The 16,741-nt window shown below is 38.2% G+C and carries 14 protein-coding genes; 11 read left to right on the top strand and 3 right to left on the bottom strand.

Translation table 11 applies throughout. The features are described 5' to 3' along the window. Positions 1-169: 169 nt before the first annotated feature. On the top strand, positions 170-2,236 hold the full coding sequence (locus R3F25_01365) for a DUF1631 family protein (protein MEZ5495475.1): 2,067 nt from the start codon (positions 170-172) through the stop codon (positions 2,234-2,236). A gap of 154 nt (positions 2,237-2,390) precedes the next feature. On the opposite strand, the gene R3F25_01360 is transcribed toward R3F25_01365, so the two are convergent. Together R3F25_01360 and cysS are read right to left on the bottom strand one after the other, a co-directional pair. Further along, positions 2,391-2,792, bottom strand: coding sequence for a SufE family protein (locus R3F25_01360; protein ID MEZ5495474.1), 402 nt, complete (start codon positions 2,790-2,792; stop codon positions 2,391-2,393). Beyond that, entirely contained in the window at positions 2,789-4,162 is a 1,374-nt protein-coding gene (gene cysS, locus R3F25_01355) for a cysteine--tRNA ligase (protein MEZ5495473.1), read from the bottom strand. The genes R3F25_01360 and cysS overlap by 4 nt, the downstream gene beginning before the upstream one ends. Positions 4,163-4,322: 160 nt before the next feature. On the opposite strand from cysS, the gene crp reads away from it, so the two are divergent. The 8 genes from crp (at position 4,323) to R3F25_01315 (ending at position 11,512) form a co-directional block, all read left to right on the top strand. Continuing rightward, positions 4,323-5,051 carry a cAMP-activated global transcriptional regulator CRP gene (gene crp / locus R3F25_01350; protein MEZ5495472.1) on the top strand — a complete coding sequence of 243 codons (729 nt, stop codon included), beginning with the start codon at positions 4,323-4,325 and terminating at the stop codon, positions 5,049-5,051. Positions 5,052-5,221: 170 nt separating this feature from the next. Then, positions 5,222-6,574, top strand: coding sequence for a choice-of-anchor Q domain-containing protein (locus tag R3F25_01345; protein MEZ5495471.1), 1,353 nt, complete (start codon positions 5,222-5,224; stop codon positions 6,572-6,574). 199 nt (positions 6,575-6,773) lie between these two features. Beyond that, positions 6,774-7,649 (top strand): IS982 family transposase, encoded by an 876-nt coding sequence (locus R3F25_01340; protein ID MEZ5495470.1) that lies wholly within the window; start codon positions 6,774-6,776, stop codon positions 7,647-7,649. 49 nt (positions 7,650-7,698) lie between these two features. Beyond that, entirely contained in the window at positions 7,699-7,956 is a 258-nt protein-coding gene (locus R3F25_01335) for a type II toxin-antitoxin system ParD family antitoxin (protein MEZ5495469.1), read from the top strand. Then, a complete protein-coding gene (locus R3F25_01330) occupies positions 7,940-8,233 on the top strand; it encodes a type II toxin-antitoxin system RelE/ParE family toxin (GenBank protein MEZ5495468.1) in 294 nt (97 codons plus the stop codon). The genes R3F25_01335 and R3F25_01330 overlap by 17 nt, the downstream gene beginning before the upstream one ends. An 80-nt stretch (positions 8,234-8,313) precedes the next feature. Next, positions 8,314-9,489, top strand: a complete 1,176-nt coding sequence (locus tag R3F25_01325) for a VWA domain-containing protein (GenBank protein ID MEZ5495467.1) — start codon at positions 8,314-8,316, stop codon at positions 9,487-9,489. Positions 9,490-9,590: 101 nt separating this feature from the next. Beyond that, entirely contained in the window at positions 9,591-10,547 is a 957-nt protein-coding gene (locus R3F25_01320; GenBank protein MEZ5495466.1) for a CorA family divalent cation transporter, read from the top strand. A gap of 38 nt (positions 10,548-10,585) precedes the next feature. Continuing rightward, complete coding sequence (locus tag R3F25_01315; GenBank protein ID MEZ5495465.1) at positions 10,586-11,512, top strand: mechanosensitive ion channel; 927 nt, start codon at positions 10,586-10,588, stop codon at positions 11,510-11,512. Between the two features lie 20 nt (positions 11,513-11,532). On the opposite strand, the gene R3F25_01310 is transcribed toward R3F25_01315, so the two are convergent. Next, positions 11,533-12,204 carry a TetR family transcriptional regulator gene (locus R3F25_01310; GenBank protein ID MEZ5495464.1) on the bottom strand — a complete coding sequence of 224 codons (672 nt, stop codon included), beginning with the start codon at positions 12,202-12,204 and terminating at the stop codon, positions 11,533-11,535. A 135-nt stretch (positions 12,205-12,339) separates the two neighbouring features. On the opposite strand from R3F25_01310, the gene R3F25_01305 reads away from it, so the two are divergent. Continuing rightward, a complete protein-coding gene (locus R3F25_01305) occupies positions 12,340-13,497 on the top strand; it encodes an efflux RND transporter periplasmic adaptor subunit (protein ID MEZ5495463.1) in 1,158 nt (385 codons plus the stop codon). 3 nt (positions 13,498-13,500) lie between these two features. Then, entirely contained in the window at positions 13,501-16,605 is a 3,105-nt protein-coding gene (locus tag R3F25_01300) for an efflux RND transporter permease subunit (protein MEZ5495462.1), read from the top strand. Positions 16,606-16,741: the final 136 nt, after the last annotated feature.

Below are 16,741 nucleotides of genomic sequence, written 5' to 3'. Positions count from 1 at the left end.
AAATTATGAAGTTTGAGGAATTATAGTTTCAGTTTTATTGCAAAAGAATATGCTATTGGTAACGTATTGGAGATGTGTTAATCAAAATTGAAAATATTGTATGAATTTATTATCAGTTTGTTATAATCATGTTCAACAATAACAAATACAAACCCATTAACCGCAAACTATGCAGTTCAATATTAACAATAAAAGCCTTTCTGCAATCAGTCAGCAACAGTTGTCTGAGTTGTTTGCCGTGTCAGTTGAATTTATTAATAAAGGTTTGGAAAGTTTATTGAATTCTCTTCAAGGAGCATTGTTGGTTATCGAGCAAAATGCCTCCTCAGATTATCATCACTCCATTGATTCCAACTCGATAAAAATTCTTATTCAAGATAGTTTGCTTCTTAAAGAGCGATACGTCAGTCAATTAAATCATATTTTTAATAACTTCACAGAAAGTGGTTGGAACGACGAAGTCATAAAATTTTTAAGACTAAATTTATCCGAACAGGAAACTGAGAAACACGGTTTAGATTTACTTGATAATTTGGTGGAGAAGTGTCAAGTCAACTTTCGCAAAGAAATCAATGAGGTATTGCATAAGTTTGAACAGTTTACAAATGGTGAAAAACTGACATTAAAACAAATGCCACTGTCACCATTGGTTATTAGTCGTATATTATTTACAGTTCTAAGCGACTGGGATATCAGTCTGAATGTGAAAAAAATAATTTACAATTCTTTTAATCTCAATATTTTGCAACAAATGGGTTCTTTATATGAAAAAGTTGGAAAGTTTGAGGTAGATCATTCCAATCAGAATTCAAAAATATCAATTGTCCGAAATAGTAAACCACCATCAAAAATTGAAATCAATGATTTGAAATTTAAAAGATTACTGGACTTTTATAAGTTAAAAAATTACTCAGAGTCTGAAAATGATTATTTGACTCAAGAAATCATCACGAAATCTTTTGAGCTCTTGTTTACAAAACTGCCGGATGAGAAGAAGCAAGGCTATTACAGCAGCAATGAAATTATTAATGCAGTTGTAAAAATTTCTCAAAAATTAAATTCTGAAACCATTAATAAGAAATTACACCCAAAAGTTTTTACTGGATTAAAAATCACTGAATTTTTGTTTCAGTCTATTGTAAAAGGCTCAGGACTACCTCAATCTCTCAAACCGATTCTTAGCTCAATAGAGAAATCAGTGTATCTGGCTGTTGGTAGCGGTTCGCAAGTATTCTCAGACACTGACAACTCACTCAGGAAAATATTAAACTCTTTTTCACGAATTCCTGATGAGTTTAGTAGTACAGATAAATATATCCTCAAGTATGTGAAGAAACTTGAAGAACTTGAAGAAAAGATCAATCAGCAATATGAATTTTCAGATCAATTTTACAACGACTTATTTGAAGAATATCAGGATTTTCTAACGAGGCAGATGAAAAAAAATCGACTCATTCAGAAACGAGTTAAGGAAAAGGAGCAAGGTCGAGAACATATACTTAGAATTAAGAAAAAAGCAGCTGTCATTTTGGATAAAAAAATGATTGGAAGATATATGCCGGAATTCATCCGTAATCTGCTCATTGAGCAATGGCATAATGTTTTGACTTTGGACATGCTGCGCAATTCAGAAGATAGCAATTCGCTTCAGTCTAAAGTTCAATTTGTTGATTTTCTGCTCAATCTATCAAATCCACAAAAACCAGGAACAGCCGAAGAAATCTCAAAAATTGTGGAAATATATAGTGAGGGTTTAATGCTGGTTGCTTTCAATCCCAATGAAGTGAAGTCCAAAGGTCAGGAGCTTTTTGATACACTTGTATCGTTTCATGGATTGACAAAGAAAAAGAAAGTAGGTGTTCCATTTAATATTGTCAGACACGTTCAACAAATTCAAAATAGTGCTTTGGTTGAAGATTTTCAAAATAATAAAGAGGCAACAGCAGACTCATATTATTTAAAAGCCAAATCTTTAAAAACAGGCGATTGGTTGGAATTCATTGAGAAAAATAATAAAAATCGTGTCAAAATTTCATGGATTAGCCCAATTTCAGGAAATATTTTATTCGTCAATGAGAACGGAATTCGAGTTGCAGACAAATCAATCGACGAAGTTGCGCAAGGGTTTAAAAATAACACCTGTATTGAGTTGAAAACTCAGCCGATTATCGACAAAGTTTATGCAGAGTTGATTAAAAGAGACCTTAGCTCGATTCGTACGACATTAAAAACATGACTCTAAAACAGCATCTTTGCGTTATAAATTTTGCCAATAACGAGTTATTGACTGCAATTCAAGTCTTAATCTGCTATTTTATAGTCAGTTTTAACAAAGCCGTAGAATCGAGCAAAGGTCTCTAAAAGAATTTCTATTCAGTAACTCTTATCTTTCATTGATGAGAAACTGCAATTTCTCTAATTCTATTCAATAGTGAAGACAAGCCATTGCTTCGGGTTGGTGATAAATGTTTATCCAAACCAATCTCAGAAATAAAATCCGGCTTAAGGTTTAAAATTTCATCAGGTGTGTGATTGGAATAGACACTCAAAACCAAAGCCACTAAACCGGAAACGATAGCAGCATCACTTTCGGCTCTGAACTGAATCTTTCCATCATTGATATCAGAAACCACCCAAACTTGTGATTGGCAGCCTTGTAATTTATTGGTTTCTATCTTTTCTTCTTCTGCAAGTGGAGGAAGTTCTTTTCCCAAGTCGATGATATACTGATATTTTTCCATCCAATCATCAAAGATTGAAAAATCGTCAATTATTTCCTGTTGAGTCTTCATTTTTTGACGCTCCAGCGTGTTCCTTCGGGTGAATCTTCCAAAATAATATTCATATCGTTTAATTGTTCACGAATTTCATCCGATTTGGACCAATCCTTATTAGCTCTTGCCAAATCTCTTTCCTTGATGAGTTGTTCAATTTTATCTCTATCAATATCCTCGGACTTGAACCAATCTTCCGGGTCTTGTTGAAAAAGTCCAAGCAGATTGCCGGTACTGAGCAATTGTGATTTGTATTTTTGTTTGTCTGAATCAGTGTCAGCTTTTGCTAAAGACTTGGCAATTTTATTGATTTCAGCAAATGCCATTGGCGTGTTTAAATCATCATCCAAAGCACTTACAACTTCCTCAGGAATATTTTCATTACCAATATTTGCTGAAACTGATTGATTATCACGCAACGTGGCATAAATACGGTCTAAGGTTTTCTGTGACTTATGAATTGACTCCTCAGACCATGTAACGGTTTGGCGATATTGTGCACTCAGCAACAGCCAGCGAATGACTTCGCCTTTGTATTGTTCAGCAACGTCTTTAATCAGAAGAATGTTTCCAAGAGACTTGGACATTTTCTGCTGTCCCATGTTTATCATGCCGTTGTGGAGCCAATAATTTGCAAAAGAATCAGTGCCATTAGCACAACAACTTTGAGCCACTTCATTCTCATGGTGTGGAAAAATCAAATCTCTGCCTCCGCAATGGATATCAATCACGTCACCAAGATGAGATTTACACATGGCTGAACATTCAATATGCCAACCCGGACGACCTCTTCCCCAAGGACTGTTCCAACCCGGCAAATCATCATCTGATGGTTTCCATAAGACAAAATCGGCAGGATGTTTTTTATAAGGAGCAACTTCAACTCTGGCTCCGGCAATCATATCCTCAATATTTCGGTTTGATAGAGAACCGTACTTATCATAGGTTTCAACAGCAAAAAGGACATGTCCTTCAGCGGCATAAGCATGACCTTTCTCAATCAAGGCCTGAATCATAGCAATGATTTGCGGAATATGTTGGGTTGCATAAGGTTCAATATCCGGAGGTAAAACACCCAGTTTGGAAATGTCGTCATTATAAATTTTTGCGTACTTCTCAGCGTATTTTTTGATATTTACACCAAGTTCTTTTGCTGAGTTGTTTATTTTGTCATCAATGTCAGTGATGTTTCTGGCGTAAGTTACTTTGGGATAATGATATTTCAACAACCGGTATAAAACATCAAAAACAACAGCCGGTCTGGCATTACCGATATGTGCATAATTATAAACTGTCGGGCCACAAAGATACATAGTGACAGAGTTCGGATTGATAGGTGTGAATGTCTCTTTTTGACCTGTTTTCGTATTATATAAGTTGATTGACATCGTGTTTTACTAGCAAAATTGTCTCAAAAGCGTATTTTAATTCATATACATTCTCAGTGTAAGGTAAAAATTAAAATCAAAAAAGAAAACCAAATTTTATAGATATTACTCAATTTAGGAGTTATCATTACTAATCGAGTAATCAAGATTTGTTATGGGAATGGAAAAAGACATATTTAAGCAAGGTCATGGCTCGGATGAGCTTTATTTCGGTGAAAGGGTGCATAACACCAATTTCTTTAAACTCGATGTGGAAGCATTGACTCGTTTTTTAGACTATTGTCATCGTCGAAAATTTCCCAAAAAATCAACCATTATTCGCCCCGGAGATTTAGCAAACACTCTCTATTACATTGTTTCAGGTTCAGTTACTATTTCTTATGAAAATGAGGAAGGTAAGGAATTAATTCTTGCCTACTTGAATGCCGGAGATTTTATCGGTGAAATGGGCCTGTTTATGAGCACTGAAAAACGTGAAGTGATGGTTAAAACCCGTGAAAAATCAGAACTTGCGGAAATCGGTTATCAAAGGCTTGGACATTTAATGCTGAATGAGCTCAAAGGAGATGCTGCTCAAATTCTCTATTTTATCGGCACTCAATTGACACATCGTTTATTACAAACCAGCCGTAAAGTACATCGTTTGGCTTTTCTTGATGTCACAAATCGCGTTTCCAGAACTTTATTAGATTTATGTGGTGAGCCGGCTGCTATGACTCATCCCGATGGAATCCAAATTAAAATTTCACGTCAGGAGATTGCTAAAATCGTCGGATGTTCGCGTGAAATGGCAGGTCGTGTTTTGAAGGACCTGGAAGATCAAGGTGATCTTGAGGTGCGGGGACACACCATAGTGGTTTTACATGACCGCTTAAAACATAGAGTTTAACTCGAAATCCTTTTTGATCACTATTTTTTAAATTTGCATGGCTCTAAATTCTGTGACTTGGTTTGCAGAATTAGAGTCATTTTGTCTTTTCTCCTAATATTTTTAAAAAAGTTTAAACAAATCTAATTTTTTATCGAATGTTGCAGGTAATACTAACTGGAGATAAAAAAATGCCGATTATTAAAATTAATACAACACTCATTCTAGGGTTCTTTATATTACTAATTTCCCAACAATCCCACTCAGCTTTCTTTGTTGTTGACCGATTTGAAGATGCACCAGATTCAGGAATTAACGGAACTTGTGCAGGAGTCAACATGGTTGGCGATGTTTGTTCACTAAGAGCAGCCATCATGGAAGCGAATGCTTCTGTGGGAGCTGATACTATTTTAGTTCCTCAAGGAAGTGAGTTTGTTCTCAATGTTCTTGGTGAGAATGAAGACAATGCAGCAAGTGGTGACTTGGATATTTATGGTGAAATTACCATTATCAATGGAATTGATGGCTTCGTAATCAACGGCAATGGTACAGACCGTATTTTTCATGTTCATGATGGTGGAAAACTGACATTGGAGAATGGAACATTGAAAAATGGTGCTGCCAACACCGCACTCACTTTTGAAGGTGGTGCCGTTAAAGTAGAAGATAATGGAATCTTTATCACAGACGATGTGAAATTTGTTGATAATCTCGCCAATCGTGGCGGAGCGGTTTTTAATGATGGAGATGTTTTGCTAGAAAACAGCTATTTGCATCATAACGCAATCACCGATGAAAATACTCCAATCAATCTCACAGCCAGAGGCGATGCCATATTAAATCGCCATGTGATGTGGTTATTAAGCACAACCGTTGCTCATAATGGAACGCTTTTTACAAATTCAGGGAATGCTCCATTGCTAAACGGAACGTATGCCATTCATGCAAACCCAAACGGAAATGCAGCTCCGCAACCAACCACTTTAATCTATAATTCAACAGTTGCTCAAAACAAATACTCGGGAATTTATTCGGATCAAGGTATAACAGTTATTGATAAATCAACAATTGCCAATCATCCCGGTCGCGGATTGCGTTTTTTCAGAGACCCTGATCATGCTGGTGAGGTTCAATTGCAAATTAAATACAGTTTGTTTGCAAACAACATTGCAAGCAATTGTAATGACTTACAGTTTTTACCTGCCAATGAAGTGGATATTATTGGTAATTTTAACGCCAGTACCGATGGAAATTGTGGTTTTTCTGGAATGGATAATCTGGAAAATATTGATAATCCACTCAATGGCTCGTTGGCTGATTGGGGAGGATTTACTCCAACTTTAATGATTCTTCCTGATAGTCCGATTGTTGACTTTGTTAATGCCAATTGCGGAAGCGAAGATCAAAGAGGAGGCGTAAGACCTCTCGATGGTAGTAATGGAGGGTTATTATTGTGTGATGTTGGATCTGTTGAACTTGATCGCACGACTGATCCTTTAGTGAATGATGTGATTTTTGCAAATGGCTTTGAAGCAATGTTTTGATAATTATTTTAGTTAAGATACGAGGAGGGTGTTTTTGATACTCTCTTTTTATTTTGGCTCGCTCTCAATGTCTACGTGAAAGTTGTACTCAGAGTTTAAAATACCCGTAGTGCATTTAGCAAAAAGCTAAAAAAGTAAGTTACTCATTAGCAAAAGCCGTGTATATTTAGGATTCTCAACATCCAAAATACACTACAAAATGAGTAACTTAGAATCTAGTTATACCAAAATATTAAATACATTGCACCAAGTAGAACCCCAAAAGAACTTTTTAAATCAAATTAGAACTCCAAAACTAAGCGATATTGAGTTAATTGCAATCAATATTACATCAGAATACCTGGGAATTGACTCCGAAAGAGACTTGTTTAACAAACTGCCTCAGTACCTTCTGGATAAAATTGAAAGAACCGTATATAACAGAAGAAAGCGTGGATTATTCCTTTATATTGAACAAGTTAGGAAGAAAATGGCAGAGGCAATGATTGGCGATGACAAGCACTTTGTCATCGACAGTATGCCCTTGGAGGTCTGCAAAATGAGCCGTGCCGCTAGGTCAACAATCTGCAAAGAGGATATGAACTCATCACCCAATCATGGGTATTGTGCATCTCAAAAAATGAGCTTCTATGGATACAAACTTCATTCAGTATGCTCTTCTGCCGGTGTTTTCAAAAGTTTTGATTTGACACCGGCTAATGTCCACGACATCCATTATCTGAATGATGTTAAAGAACAGCTTAAAAGTTGTTATTTAATTGGTGATAAAGGTTACCTGAGTCATAGCATTCAACTTGATTTATTTGAAACGAGGGAAATTAGGCTGGAGGTTCCTATGCGTAAAAATCAGTTTAACTTCAGAAAGATGCATTGGATACTTTCAAGAACCAGGAAACGAATTGAGACTTTGTTTTCTCAGCTTTGCGACCAATTTATGATTCGCAGAAATTATGCAAAAACATTTGATGGGTTCAAATCCAGAATACTTTCAAAGTTAACGGCTTTAACTGTAATTCAATTTATCAACCACTCCGAAAATCGTAATATTAACAATTTAAAAATTAAAATTGCCTAAATGCACCACGGGTTATATATACTAATATATACTACCATAGGTGCATATAATGAGCTTAATAAAAAAAAGCATAACTATAACAGAAAAGCAAAATGAGTGGATAAAATCCAGGATATCATTTGGTGATTATGGTAATGACAGTGAATATTTACGTGATTTAATCCGAAGGGATAAAGCAGAGAACCAAAAGTTGATAGCATTGCAACAAGCGATTCAGAAAGGAATTGATAGTGGTGTTAGTGAGAGATCATTTGATGAAATTATTCAATCTGTTGAAGATAAATTAAGGAATGATGGAAAACTGTAAATTCACGGAAGAAGCGGATAAAGACATTAGTGAAATTTATGAATATACGATTTTAAATTTAGGTCTTAATCAGGCTAAAAAAAATATAAAAGACCTTTACTCTAAAATTTCAATGATTGTGAACGAGAATATACAGGGTCGTAAAGTTGATATCATTAAAAAAGGCTTAAGAAGGGTTGAAGTTGGTTCTCATATAGTGTTCTATCAAGATGAGAATGAGCTAGTTTTGATTGTAAGAGTCTTACACAATAGCATAGATATATCCAAACATTTCTAAAAACCTATATGCCCCTTTTGCAAATCAAATTAAGTTCATATAATTACAAATTACTAATTACACATTATTAATTGTAAAAAATGCTCATAAACTTCTTCTACCAAATCAAACAAGCCAGAGTTCCTGTTAGTATTCAGGAGTTATTGACGTTGATTGAGGCGTTGCAGAACAATCTGGCGTTTGGCAGTATGGATGAGTTTTATCAGTTGTCGAAGATGTGTCTGGTCAAGGATGAGAAATATTTTGATCGCTTTGACCGGGCGTTTGGGAAGTATTATCAGGGCTTGGAAAGCCGGGATGATTTGGATATTTCGAAGATTCCTGAGGACTGGCTCAAGCAGGAGTTTATGAAACATCTGAGTGATGAGGAGAAAGCCAAAATCGAGGCTTTGGGTGGTTTGGATAAAATCATGGAGACACTGAAAAAGCGTTTGGAAGAGCAAAAAAAGAAACATGCCGGTGGTAATAAATGGATTGGCACCGGCGGAACTTCACCTTTTGGACATGGTGGTTATAACCCGGCAGGCGTGCGTATTGGTGGTGAAAGCCAGCACAATCGTGCGGTGAAAGTCTGGGAGAAAAGGCAATATCGCAACCTGGATGATAATTGTGAGTTGGGAACGCGCAATATCAAAGTCGCTTTGAAAAAACTGCGGAAATTTGCTCGCACCGGTTCGGCGGATGAACTGGATTTGGATGATACCATCAAAAGCACAGCCAGAGATGCCGGATTGTTGAATATCAAAATGGTTCCAGAGCGTCACAATGCGGTGAAATTGTTAGTATTTTTCGATATCGGCGGTTCGATGGATCGTTATGTGCAAATGTGTGAGCAATTATTTTCAGCGATTCGAACCGAGTTTAAACATCTGGAATATTTCTATTTTCACAACTGCGTATATGAATCTCTGTGGCGCGACAATGCTCGTCGTTATGATGAGGGTGTGGATACCAAAGACGTTCTGCACACTTTCGGCAGTGATTATCATGTAATTTTTGTTGGTGATGCGGCCATGTCACCGTGGGAACTGATATATGAAAATGGCAGTGTGGAACACAATAACGAGGAGCCCGGTCAATTGTGGTTGCAACGAATTAAGGAAAAGTGGGACAAAGCCATCTGGCTCAATCCGGTGTCGGAAAACTACTGGCAATTCACCCAAAGTACACAGATGATAAAGCAAATTTTTGATGACAAAATGTTTCCTCTGACAATTTCAGGAATCACCGAAGGGATTAAATTTTTGGCGAAGTGATTGAGGCGGATATCCGGTGACAGTTTCTTATATTAAATTTGTTTTTAAAATCAGCATGTGCAATACTGGGCAACAATATTTATTGTGAGTTTTGGAAAACAATGAAAGCGTATTATTTTGACGGGAGTGCCTATTTATCAATCAATAATGTTCCCAAACATTATGAGGACATTCCTGAAGGGAGTTGGCTGTGGCTTGATTTCTTTGAAGAGGAACTTTCTGACTTTGTAAAAGTTTGTAGAAAACTTAAGCTGGATATCGCTTTTGGCTGGGTCAGATCCTCTGAGAGAGTTCCATCCAGATATGTACATAAAAAAGGGCAAACACTGCTTCAGGTGAAGGGGTTGGATTCAAAAAGTAATGACATTGATTTTGATACCATTCGTATCCGTTTTCTTTTTAATGACAAGGTTCTTATCACAACTCATGACAATCAATCCATGAGTATTGAGGGATTTCACAAGCATATTGACAAAGGAACTGAGACACCAGAGTCGCCACTTGATATTGTTTTGTCGGTCAATAAAAAAATATTCGAACGTTATTTGCCAATTATTTCCAATCTGGAATCGGATTTGGACGATGTCGCTGATAATTTGTCTGAAAACACTAATGATAGTGTTTTAAATGATTTGACATTATATCGTTTGCGCCTAAAAAGGTTGAGAAGATACTCAGCTTATCATCGAGAGTCCTTTGCTGAAATGCTGGAATATTATGATGCAGAAAGCACTTCACACTGGCATAACAAAATTTCCTACATCATTGAAATTCTGGAAAGGCTCAAATCATTCAGTCAGTTGTTTTACGAGGATTGTAAGGATTTGATTGATGGTTATCTTTCACTCGCGTCACATCGTTTGAACAATATTATGAAGGTACTGACAATTGTTTCGGTACTTTTTGTGCCACTTAGTTTTCTTGCTGGTATTTACGGAATGAACTTTGAAAATATTCCGGAATTAAAGTTTAAATACGGATATTTTGTGCTGTTAGGAGCGATGATAACAATCATCGTTTCAATTATCATGTGGCTCAAGCACAAAAAATGGTATTAGTGGATTATTCTTAGGTTTAGATATCAGGTTTGGATATTATGAAAAAATCAAAAAAGCCCGTTCTACAAATTTTTAGCTTCGCTATATTACTGGCCTTAACAATAGCCAGCTATCTTTTACCGGATTCGGTCAAAAAAGTATTAGAGCTTGGATATTCAAGTTTTACAATAGGTAGTTATCAACTCACACTATTACAAATTGTTCAAACGATATTGATGATAGTCTTGCTTTTTTGGGCGGTAGGTCTTTTTATAGGTATTGTTGAAAGGTACTTAAATACGAAATCGTCTTTCAGGGCTTCCACACGGTTATTGATCATCCGGTTTCTGCAAATCACTCTATATTTTGTTTCCTTTCTGATTATCCTTTCCAATCTGGGAATTGATTTAACTGCATTGGCTATTTTTAGTGGAACTATCGGTATTGGATTAGGTTTTGGTTTGCAAAAAATTGCTTCCAACTTTATTAGTGGAATTATTTTAAGTTCAGAAGATGCTATCAAAGAAGGAGATTTACTGGAGTTGAATGACGGAACTCGTGGCTATGTTAAAAAAATCAAACCCCGCCATATTCTCCTTGAGGGCTTGGATCAGAAAGAAATGATTGTGCCAAATGAAGAGTTTATCAACAACAGAGTAACAAACTGGACGATGTCAAATAATACTGCAAGAGTTGATATTCCGTTCGGAGTTGCTTATGGAAGTGATTTAAAATTAGTATTGCAGTTGGTTACTGATATGGCGATAAATCATAAAGACAGCTCCAAGGATAAACCACCGGTTTGTTATGTATCTGAATTTGCAGACAGTTCAATAAATTTTATCCTATTTTTTTGGGTTAAGGATATCAACGAAGGAATTTTCAGAGTAAGGAGTGAATTGTTGCTTTCTATATGGCAAATATTTGAAGAGCAAGGAATTAAAATTCCTTTTCCGCAGAGAGACATACATATGCATCAGGTTTGACCGTCAAAACACAAAGCAGTTTATTTTTTGTTAGTCAGGGATTGACTGGTGTTAAGGCCTTTAAATAATTGGGTGACCAGCAAGTGAGCATGGTTTTCCATGCTGATTAAATCAGAACCTATCAGGTATTCATACAGGATTCCCCGTAAAAAGCAATGTAAGGTGAGTGTCAGGATTTCAGGGTTGGCTTCTTTGGTAAGTTGCCCTTTTTTTTGTGCCCTTTCAAAATAGGAAGATAGCAACTCTAGGCTTTTTATTTTTTTGTCCTGATGTTTTTGTTTAAACTGCAATAAATCACCGGAATAATCACATTGGTAAAATAGTCTCAAAGTTCTTTTTGTGGTCTTGTTAGACTCTAAATTTTTCAGCATAAAAATCACCAGATGCTCCAGTTGTTTGAGCGGGTGGTCATCTGATTTTTCCAAATCCTGTGTAATCATCTGGATAAAAGGCTGATGCAATGAATCATGCAAAGCGTCGAATATTTCCGGTTTATTTTTAAAATGCCAGTAAACGGCTCCCCGGGTGACTGACGCTGATCTGGCAATGTCATCAAGTGAAGTATTGAAATACCCTTTCTTTGAAAAACAGTCCAGTGCCGCCATGAGAATGGTTTCTTTTGTCTTTTGAGCTTGTTCTTTGGTTTTACGCATACCGGGCATTGTATCAAATGAATCTTTGCTTGACAACATACATCCGTGTATGTATAATCTGTTTTTATAAAATAACGATGCAAAGCTTAAAACTTTACGGGCGGGGATTTACTCCGTCTTCTGTATTGAGTTTTGTTTCATTTAGTAACTCAATTTTCAAAAATAAATAATATTATGAATAAAAAAACAATTTCTGCCATCGTTGTTGCGGTTATAGCTGTTGCTGGTTTCTTTTATTATAAAAACAACAGTCAGGACGCAGGTTCTCAACAAGCTTATGCAGGCGGGAAACCGGTACTCAAAGTCTCTACAGCAGTCATGAGGACAGAACCGATTATGCTTACCATGACTTTACCGGGAAGAACCTCAGCTTTTAAGCAATCACAGGTCAGGCCTCAGGTGACAGGCATTATTAAGGAGCGTTTGTTTAAAGAAGGTGCCTATGTCGAAAAAGGCCAGCAGTTGTATCAGCTGGATGATGCTCAGTATACTGCCAATCTGAAAAGTGCGGAAGCGAACTTGTTGAGCGCGGAAGCAAATTTCAAAGCAACAAAATCAAGATACAACAGAATTAAATCTTTGGTTGCCAAAAATGCAGTCAGTCAACAGGATCTGGATGATGTTATTGCTGAACTGGATCAGGCAAAAGCGGCTATTTCAGTAGCAGAGGCAGCAGTTGATTTAGAGCAAATTAATGTCGATTATACCCATGTCTATGCACCAATATCAGGTCGAATTGGCAAATCCAATCTGACTGTCGGTGCATTGGTAACGGCCAGTCAGTCACAAGCTCTGGCTGTCATCACTCAGTTGAATCCCATATATGTGGATATGCAGGTTTCTGGTCAACAGGCATTATGGGTTCAGCAACAAATCAATACGGGAGCAGAGATAAAAGTGGAGCTGACCGGATTAAACAGGAATCAGCCACCATCAGGAGTTCTTGAATTTTCAGATGTGAATGTCAATGAAAGCACAGGCTCGGTCGGTTTAAGAGCATTGATGAATAATGATGACAGTACACTTTTACCTGGCTTATTTGTCAATGCGGAGATTTTACTCGGTGAAAGATCCGGACTGTTAGTGCCGCAACGGGCAACAACTAGAACCGCTGACGGCAATTTGAGTGTTTGGGTCGTGGACCAAAACAAACAGGTCAATCCGCGTGTTTTGACTGTTAACCGGGCAGAAGGTAACCAATGGGTGGTTATTGATGGACTGCAGGATGGAGAAGAAATTGTGATTGAAGGATACCAACGTCTCGCTCCGGGTGCGACGGTTGAAACATCTCCCTGGCAAAATCAGTCGTCATCGTCTCATACCGGAGGATAAATCATGGCTAGATTTTTTATTGAGCGCCCGGTCTTTGCATGGGTGATTGCAATTATCATTATGCTTGCAGGTGTGCTTGCGATTAGAACACTGCCGGTAGAGCAATATCCTAAAATTGCACCTCCGACAGTTGCAATCAGTGCCTTCTATCCCGGAGCTTCGGCGGAAACAGTCGAGAATGCTGTGACTCAGGTCATTGAGCAAAGATTAACAGGGATTGATCAGTTAAGGTATTACAACTCAAGCAGCCAGGATGGCTCCATGACTATTAATATCACATTTGAACCGGGTGTCGATCCTGATATTGCACAAGTACAAACCCAAAACAAAGTACAGGGTGCATTGAGTTTGTTACCACAAGAAGTCCAGGCTCAGGGTGTGACTGTGACCAAATCAAACGATACATTTTTGATGGTGGTGGCATTGTATGCAGAGGATGGAACTTTAAGTCAGGGTGATCTTGGGGATATTCTGGCATCCAATTTTCGTGATCCTTTATCCCGGATCAATGGTATAGGAAGTGTCCGTATTTTTGGTTCCCAACATGCGATGCGGATCTGGCTGGACCCTTCAAAATTGTTTAGTTACGGAATGACGCCGGTAGATGTTCAAAATGCTATCAGACAACAAAATACTGATATTTCGGCCGGACAATTGGGGGCTTTGCCTGCTGTTTCAGGGCAACAAATCAATGCGACGGTAACAGCGCAGTCAAGGTTGCAGAGTGTACAGGATTTTAAAAACATTATTCTGAGAGTCAACTCTGATGGGGGTCAGGTTCGTTTGAGTGATGTGGCGCGGGTTGAATTGGGTTCAGAATCCTATGGTACGATTGCCCGATATAAAAGGATGCCGGCTACTGGTATGGCTTTATCTCTGGCAACGGGTGCGAATGCTCTGGACACCGCAGATGCAGTTAAAGCAAAAGTGGCTGAATTGTCTGAGTTTCTCCCTGAAAATGTCAGAGTGATTTATCCTTATGACAGCACTCCATTTATTGAACTATCAATCAATTCGGTAATTCAGACGCTGGTTGAAGCCATTGTCCTTGTTTTCCTGGTCATGTTGCTTTTCCTGCAAAACCTGAGAGCAACATTGATACCGACAATTGCGGTTCCTGTTGTATTGCTGGGAACTTTCGCAATATTGTCCGCGTTTGGGTATTCGGTTAATGTTTTGACCATGTTTGCCATGGTGCTGGCAATTGGATTGCTAGTAGATGATGCTATTGTTGTGGTTGAAAATGTGGAGAGGGTTATGAGTGAAGAAGGCCTTTCTCCCAAGGAAGCCACAAAGAAATCAATGGACCAAATTACCGGAGCATTGGTTGGTATAGCGGTTGTGTTATCGGCAGTGTTTATTCCAATGGCGTTCTTTTCCGGCTCGGCAGGTTCTATTTATCGCCAGTTTTCTATAACGATTGTCTCTGCAATGGGGTTGTCTGTTCTTGTTGCTCTGGTTTTGTCTCCCTCTCTTTGTGCCACCTTCCTGAAACAGGAACAAGAAGCCCACCAGCGTAAAACCACTGGTTTCTTTGGCTGGTTTAATCGCAATTTCAACGCTTTGAGATCCGGTTATGAGAGCACGGCTTCCTATATGTCCAGAAGAGTGATGCGGTTTATCCTGTTGTATGGTTTGCTCCTGGCAATCATGGGCTACCTGTTTATCAGCTTACCAAAGTCATTCCTGCCAAATGAAGATCAGGGAACCATGTTTGTTATGGTGAACGCTCCATCCGGTGCAACCGCAGAACGGACTCTGGAGTCAGTCAAGCAAGTTGAAGACTATATGCTCGGAGCCCAGCAGGAAAATGTCAATCATATGTTTACGGTTGTCGGGTTCAGTTTCAGTGGTGCGGCCCAAAATGCTGCTATGGGATTTGTGCGTATGGTTGATTGGTCTAAACGCACCAGGGACGATCAAAGTGTGTTTTCAATTGCCGGTCAGGCTTACGGAGCATTCACTCAAATAAAAGATGCAAGCGCTTTTGCATTTTATCCCCCATCAATTCAGGAGCTGGGGAATGCATCAGGCTTTGATTTTCAATTGGTGGATCGTGCCGGTTTGGGTCATCAAACCCTGATGAATGCCAGAAATCAATTGCTGGGAGCTGCCGCACAAAATCCCAAACTGCAAGGCGTGCGCCCTAACGGATTGAACGATGTCCCCCAGTTTAAAATCAATATTGATAATGAAAAGGCAGCCGCAATGGGGCTATCCTTAACCGATATCAATAATACTTTGCAAATTGCATGGGGCTCACGCTACGTAAATGACTTTCTGGATAAAGGTAAAATTAAAAAAGTGTACATTCAAGCAGATTCCCCATTTAGGATGAATCCTGAAGATTTATCTTTATGGTATGTAGCCAATGCACAAGGAGAAATGATTCCGTTTAATCGTTTTGCTACCACCGAGTGGGTTTATGGTTCACCAAAACTGGAACGGTTTAATGGTGAGTCCTCTATGAATATTCAAGGTGGTGCAGCTCCGGGTGTCAGTACCGGTGAAGCAATGGATGAAATACAAAAGATTGTTGATCAACTGCCTGAAGGTATAGAATTGGCATGGACTGGTTTATCCTATGAAGAAAAACAAAGCGGTTCTCAGGCACCAATGTTATACGCACTTTCAGTCCTGATTGTTTTCTTGTCGCTAGCAGCTCTCTATGAAAGCTGGGCTGTTCCTTTTGCAGTTATCCTTACGGTTCCTTTGGGGGTATTAGGGGCTGTGATTGCCAGTAAGTTTTTCGGAATGGCAAATGATGTTTACTTTCAGGTGGCATTGTTAACAACCGTTGGTCTGGCATCTAAGAATGCCATATTGATTGTGGAATTTGCCAAGGAGTTAAAAGATCAAGGTATGAATCTGTTTGAAGCTGTAGCGAAAGCAGCCAAACAGCGTTTTCGTCCTATTATCATGACGTCACTCGCATTTATTCTTGGTGTTACCCCTCTGGCAATATCAGATGGCGCTGGTGCGGCCAGTCAGAATGCTATTGGTATCGCTGTTATGGGCGGTATGATTGCATCAACGGTCATTGCGATACTTTTTGTTCCGATGTTTTATGTTCTGGTGCAAAAACTGTTTCTAAAACAAAAAGGTTAATAATCTTCTCCCTCAAATCTCTCTCTGATGAAAAAATTCAATCATTGTCAGGGAGAGATTAATTCTCTAGAGACTGAATAATAGTCTGGTTTCATCAGAAAACAATAGGTTCTTTATCAATGGTTTTACAGGACCT

Source organism: Gammaproteobacteria bacterium (assembly GCA_041395445.1).
Taxonomy (GTDB): domain Bacteria; phylum Pseudomonadota; class Gammaproteobacteria; order Xanthomonadales; family Marinicellaceae; genus NORP309.
Note: the sequence above shows the minus strand (reverse complement) of the source record. Positions and strands in the feature narration are given on the sequence as shown.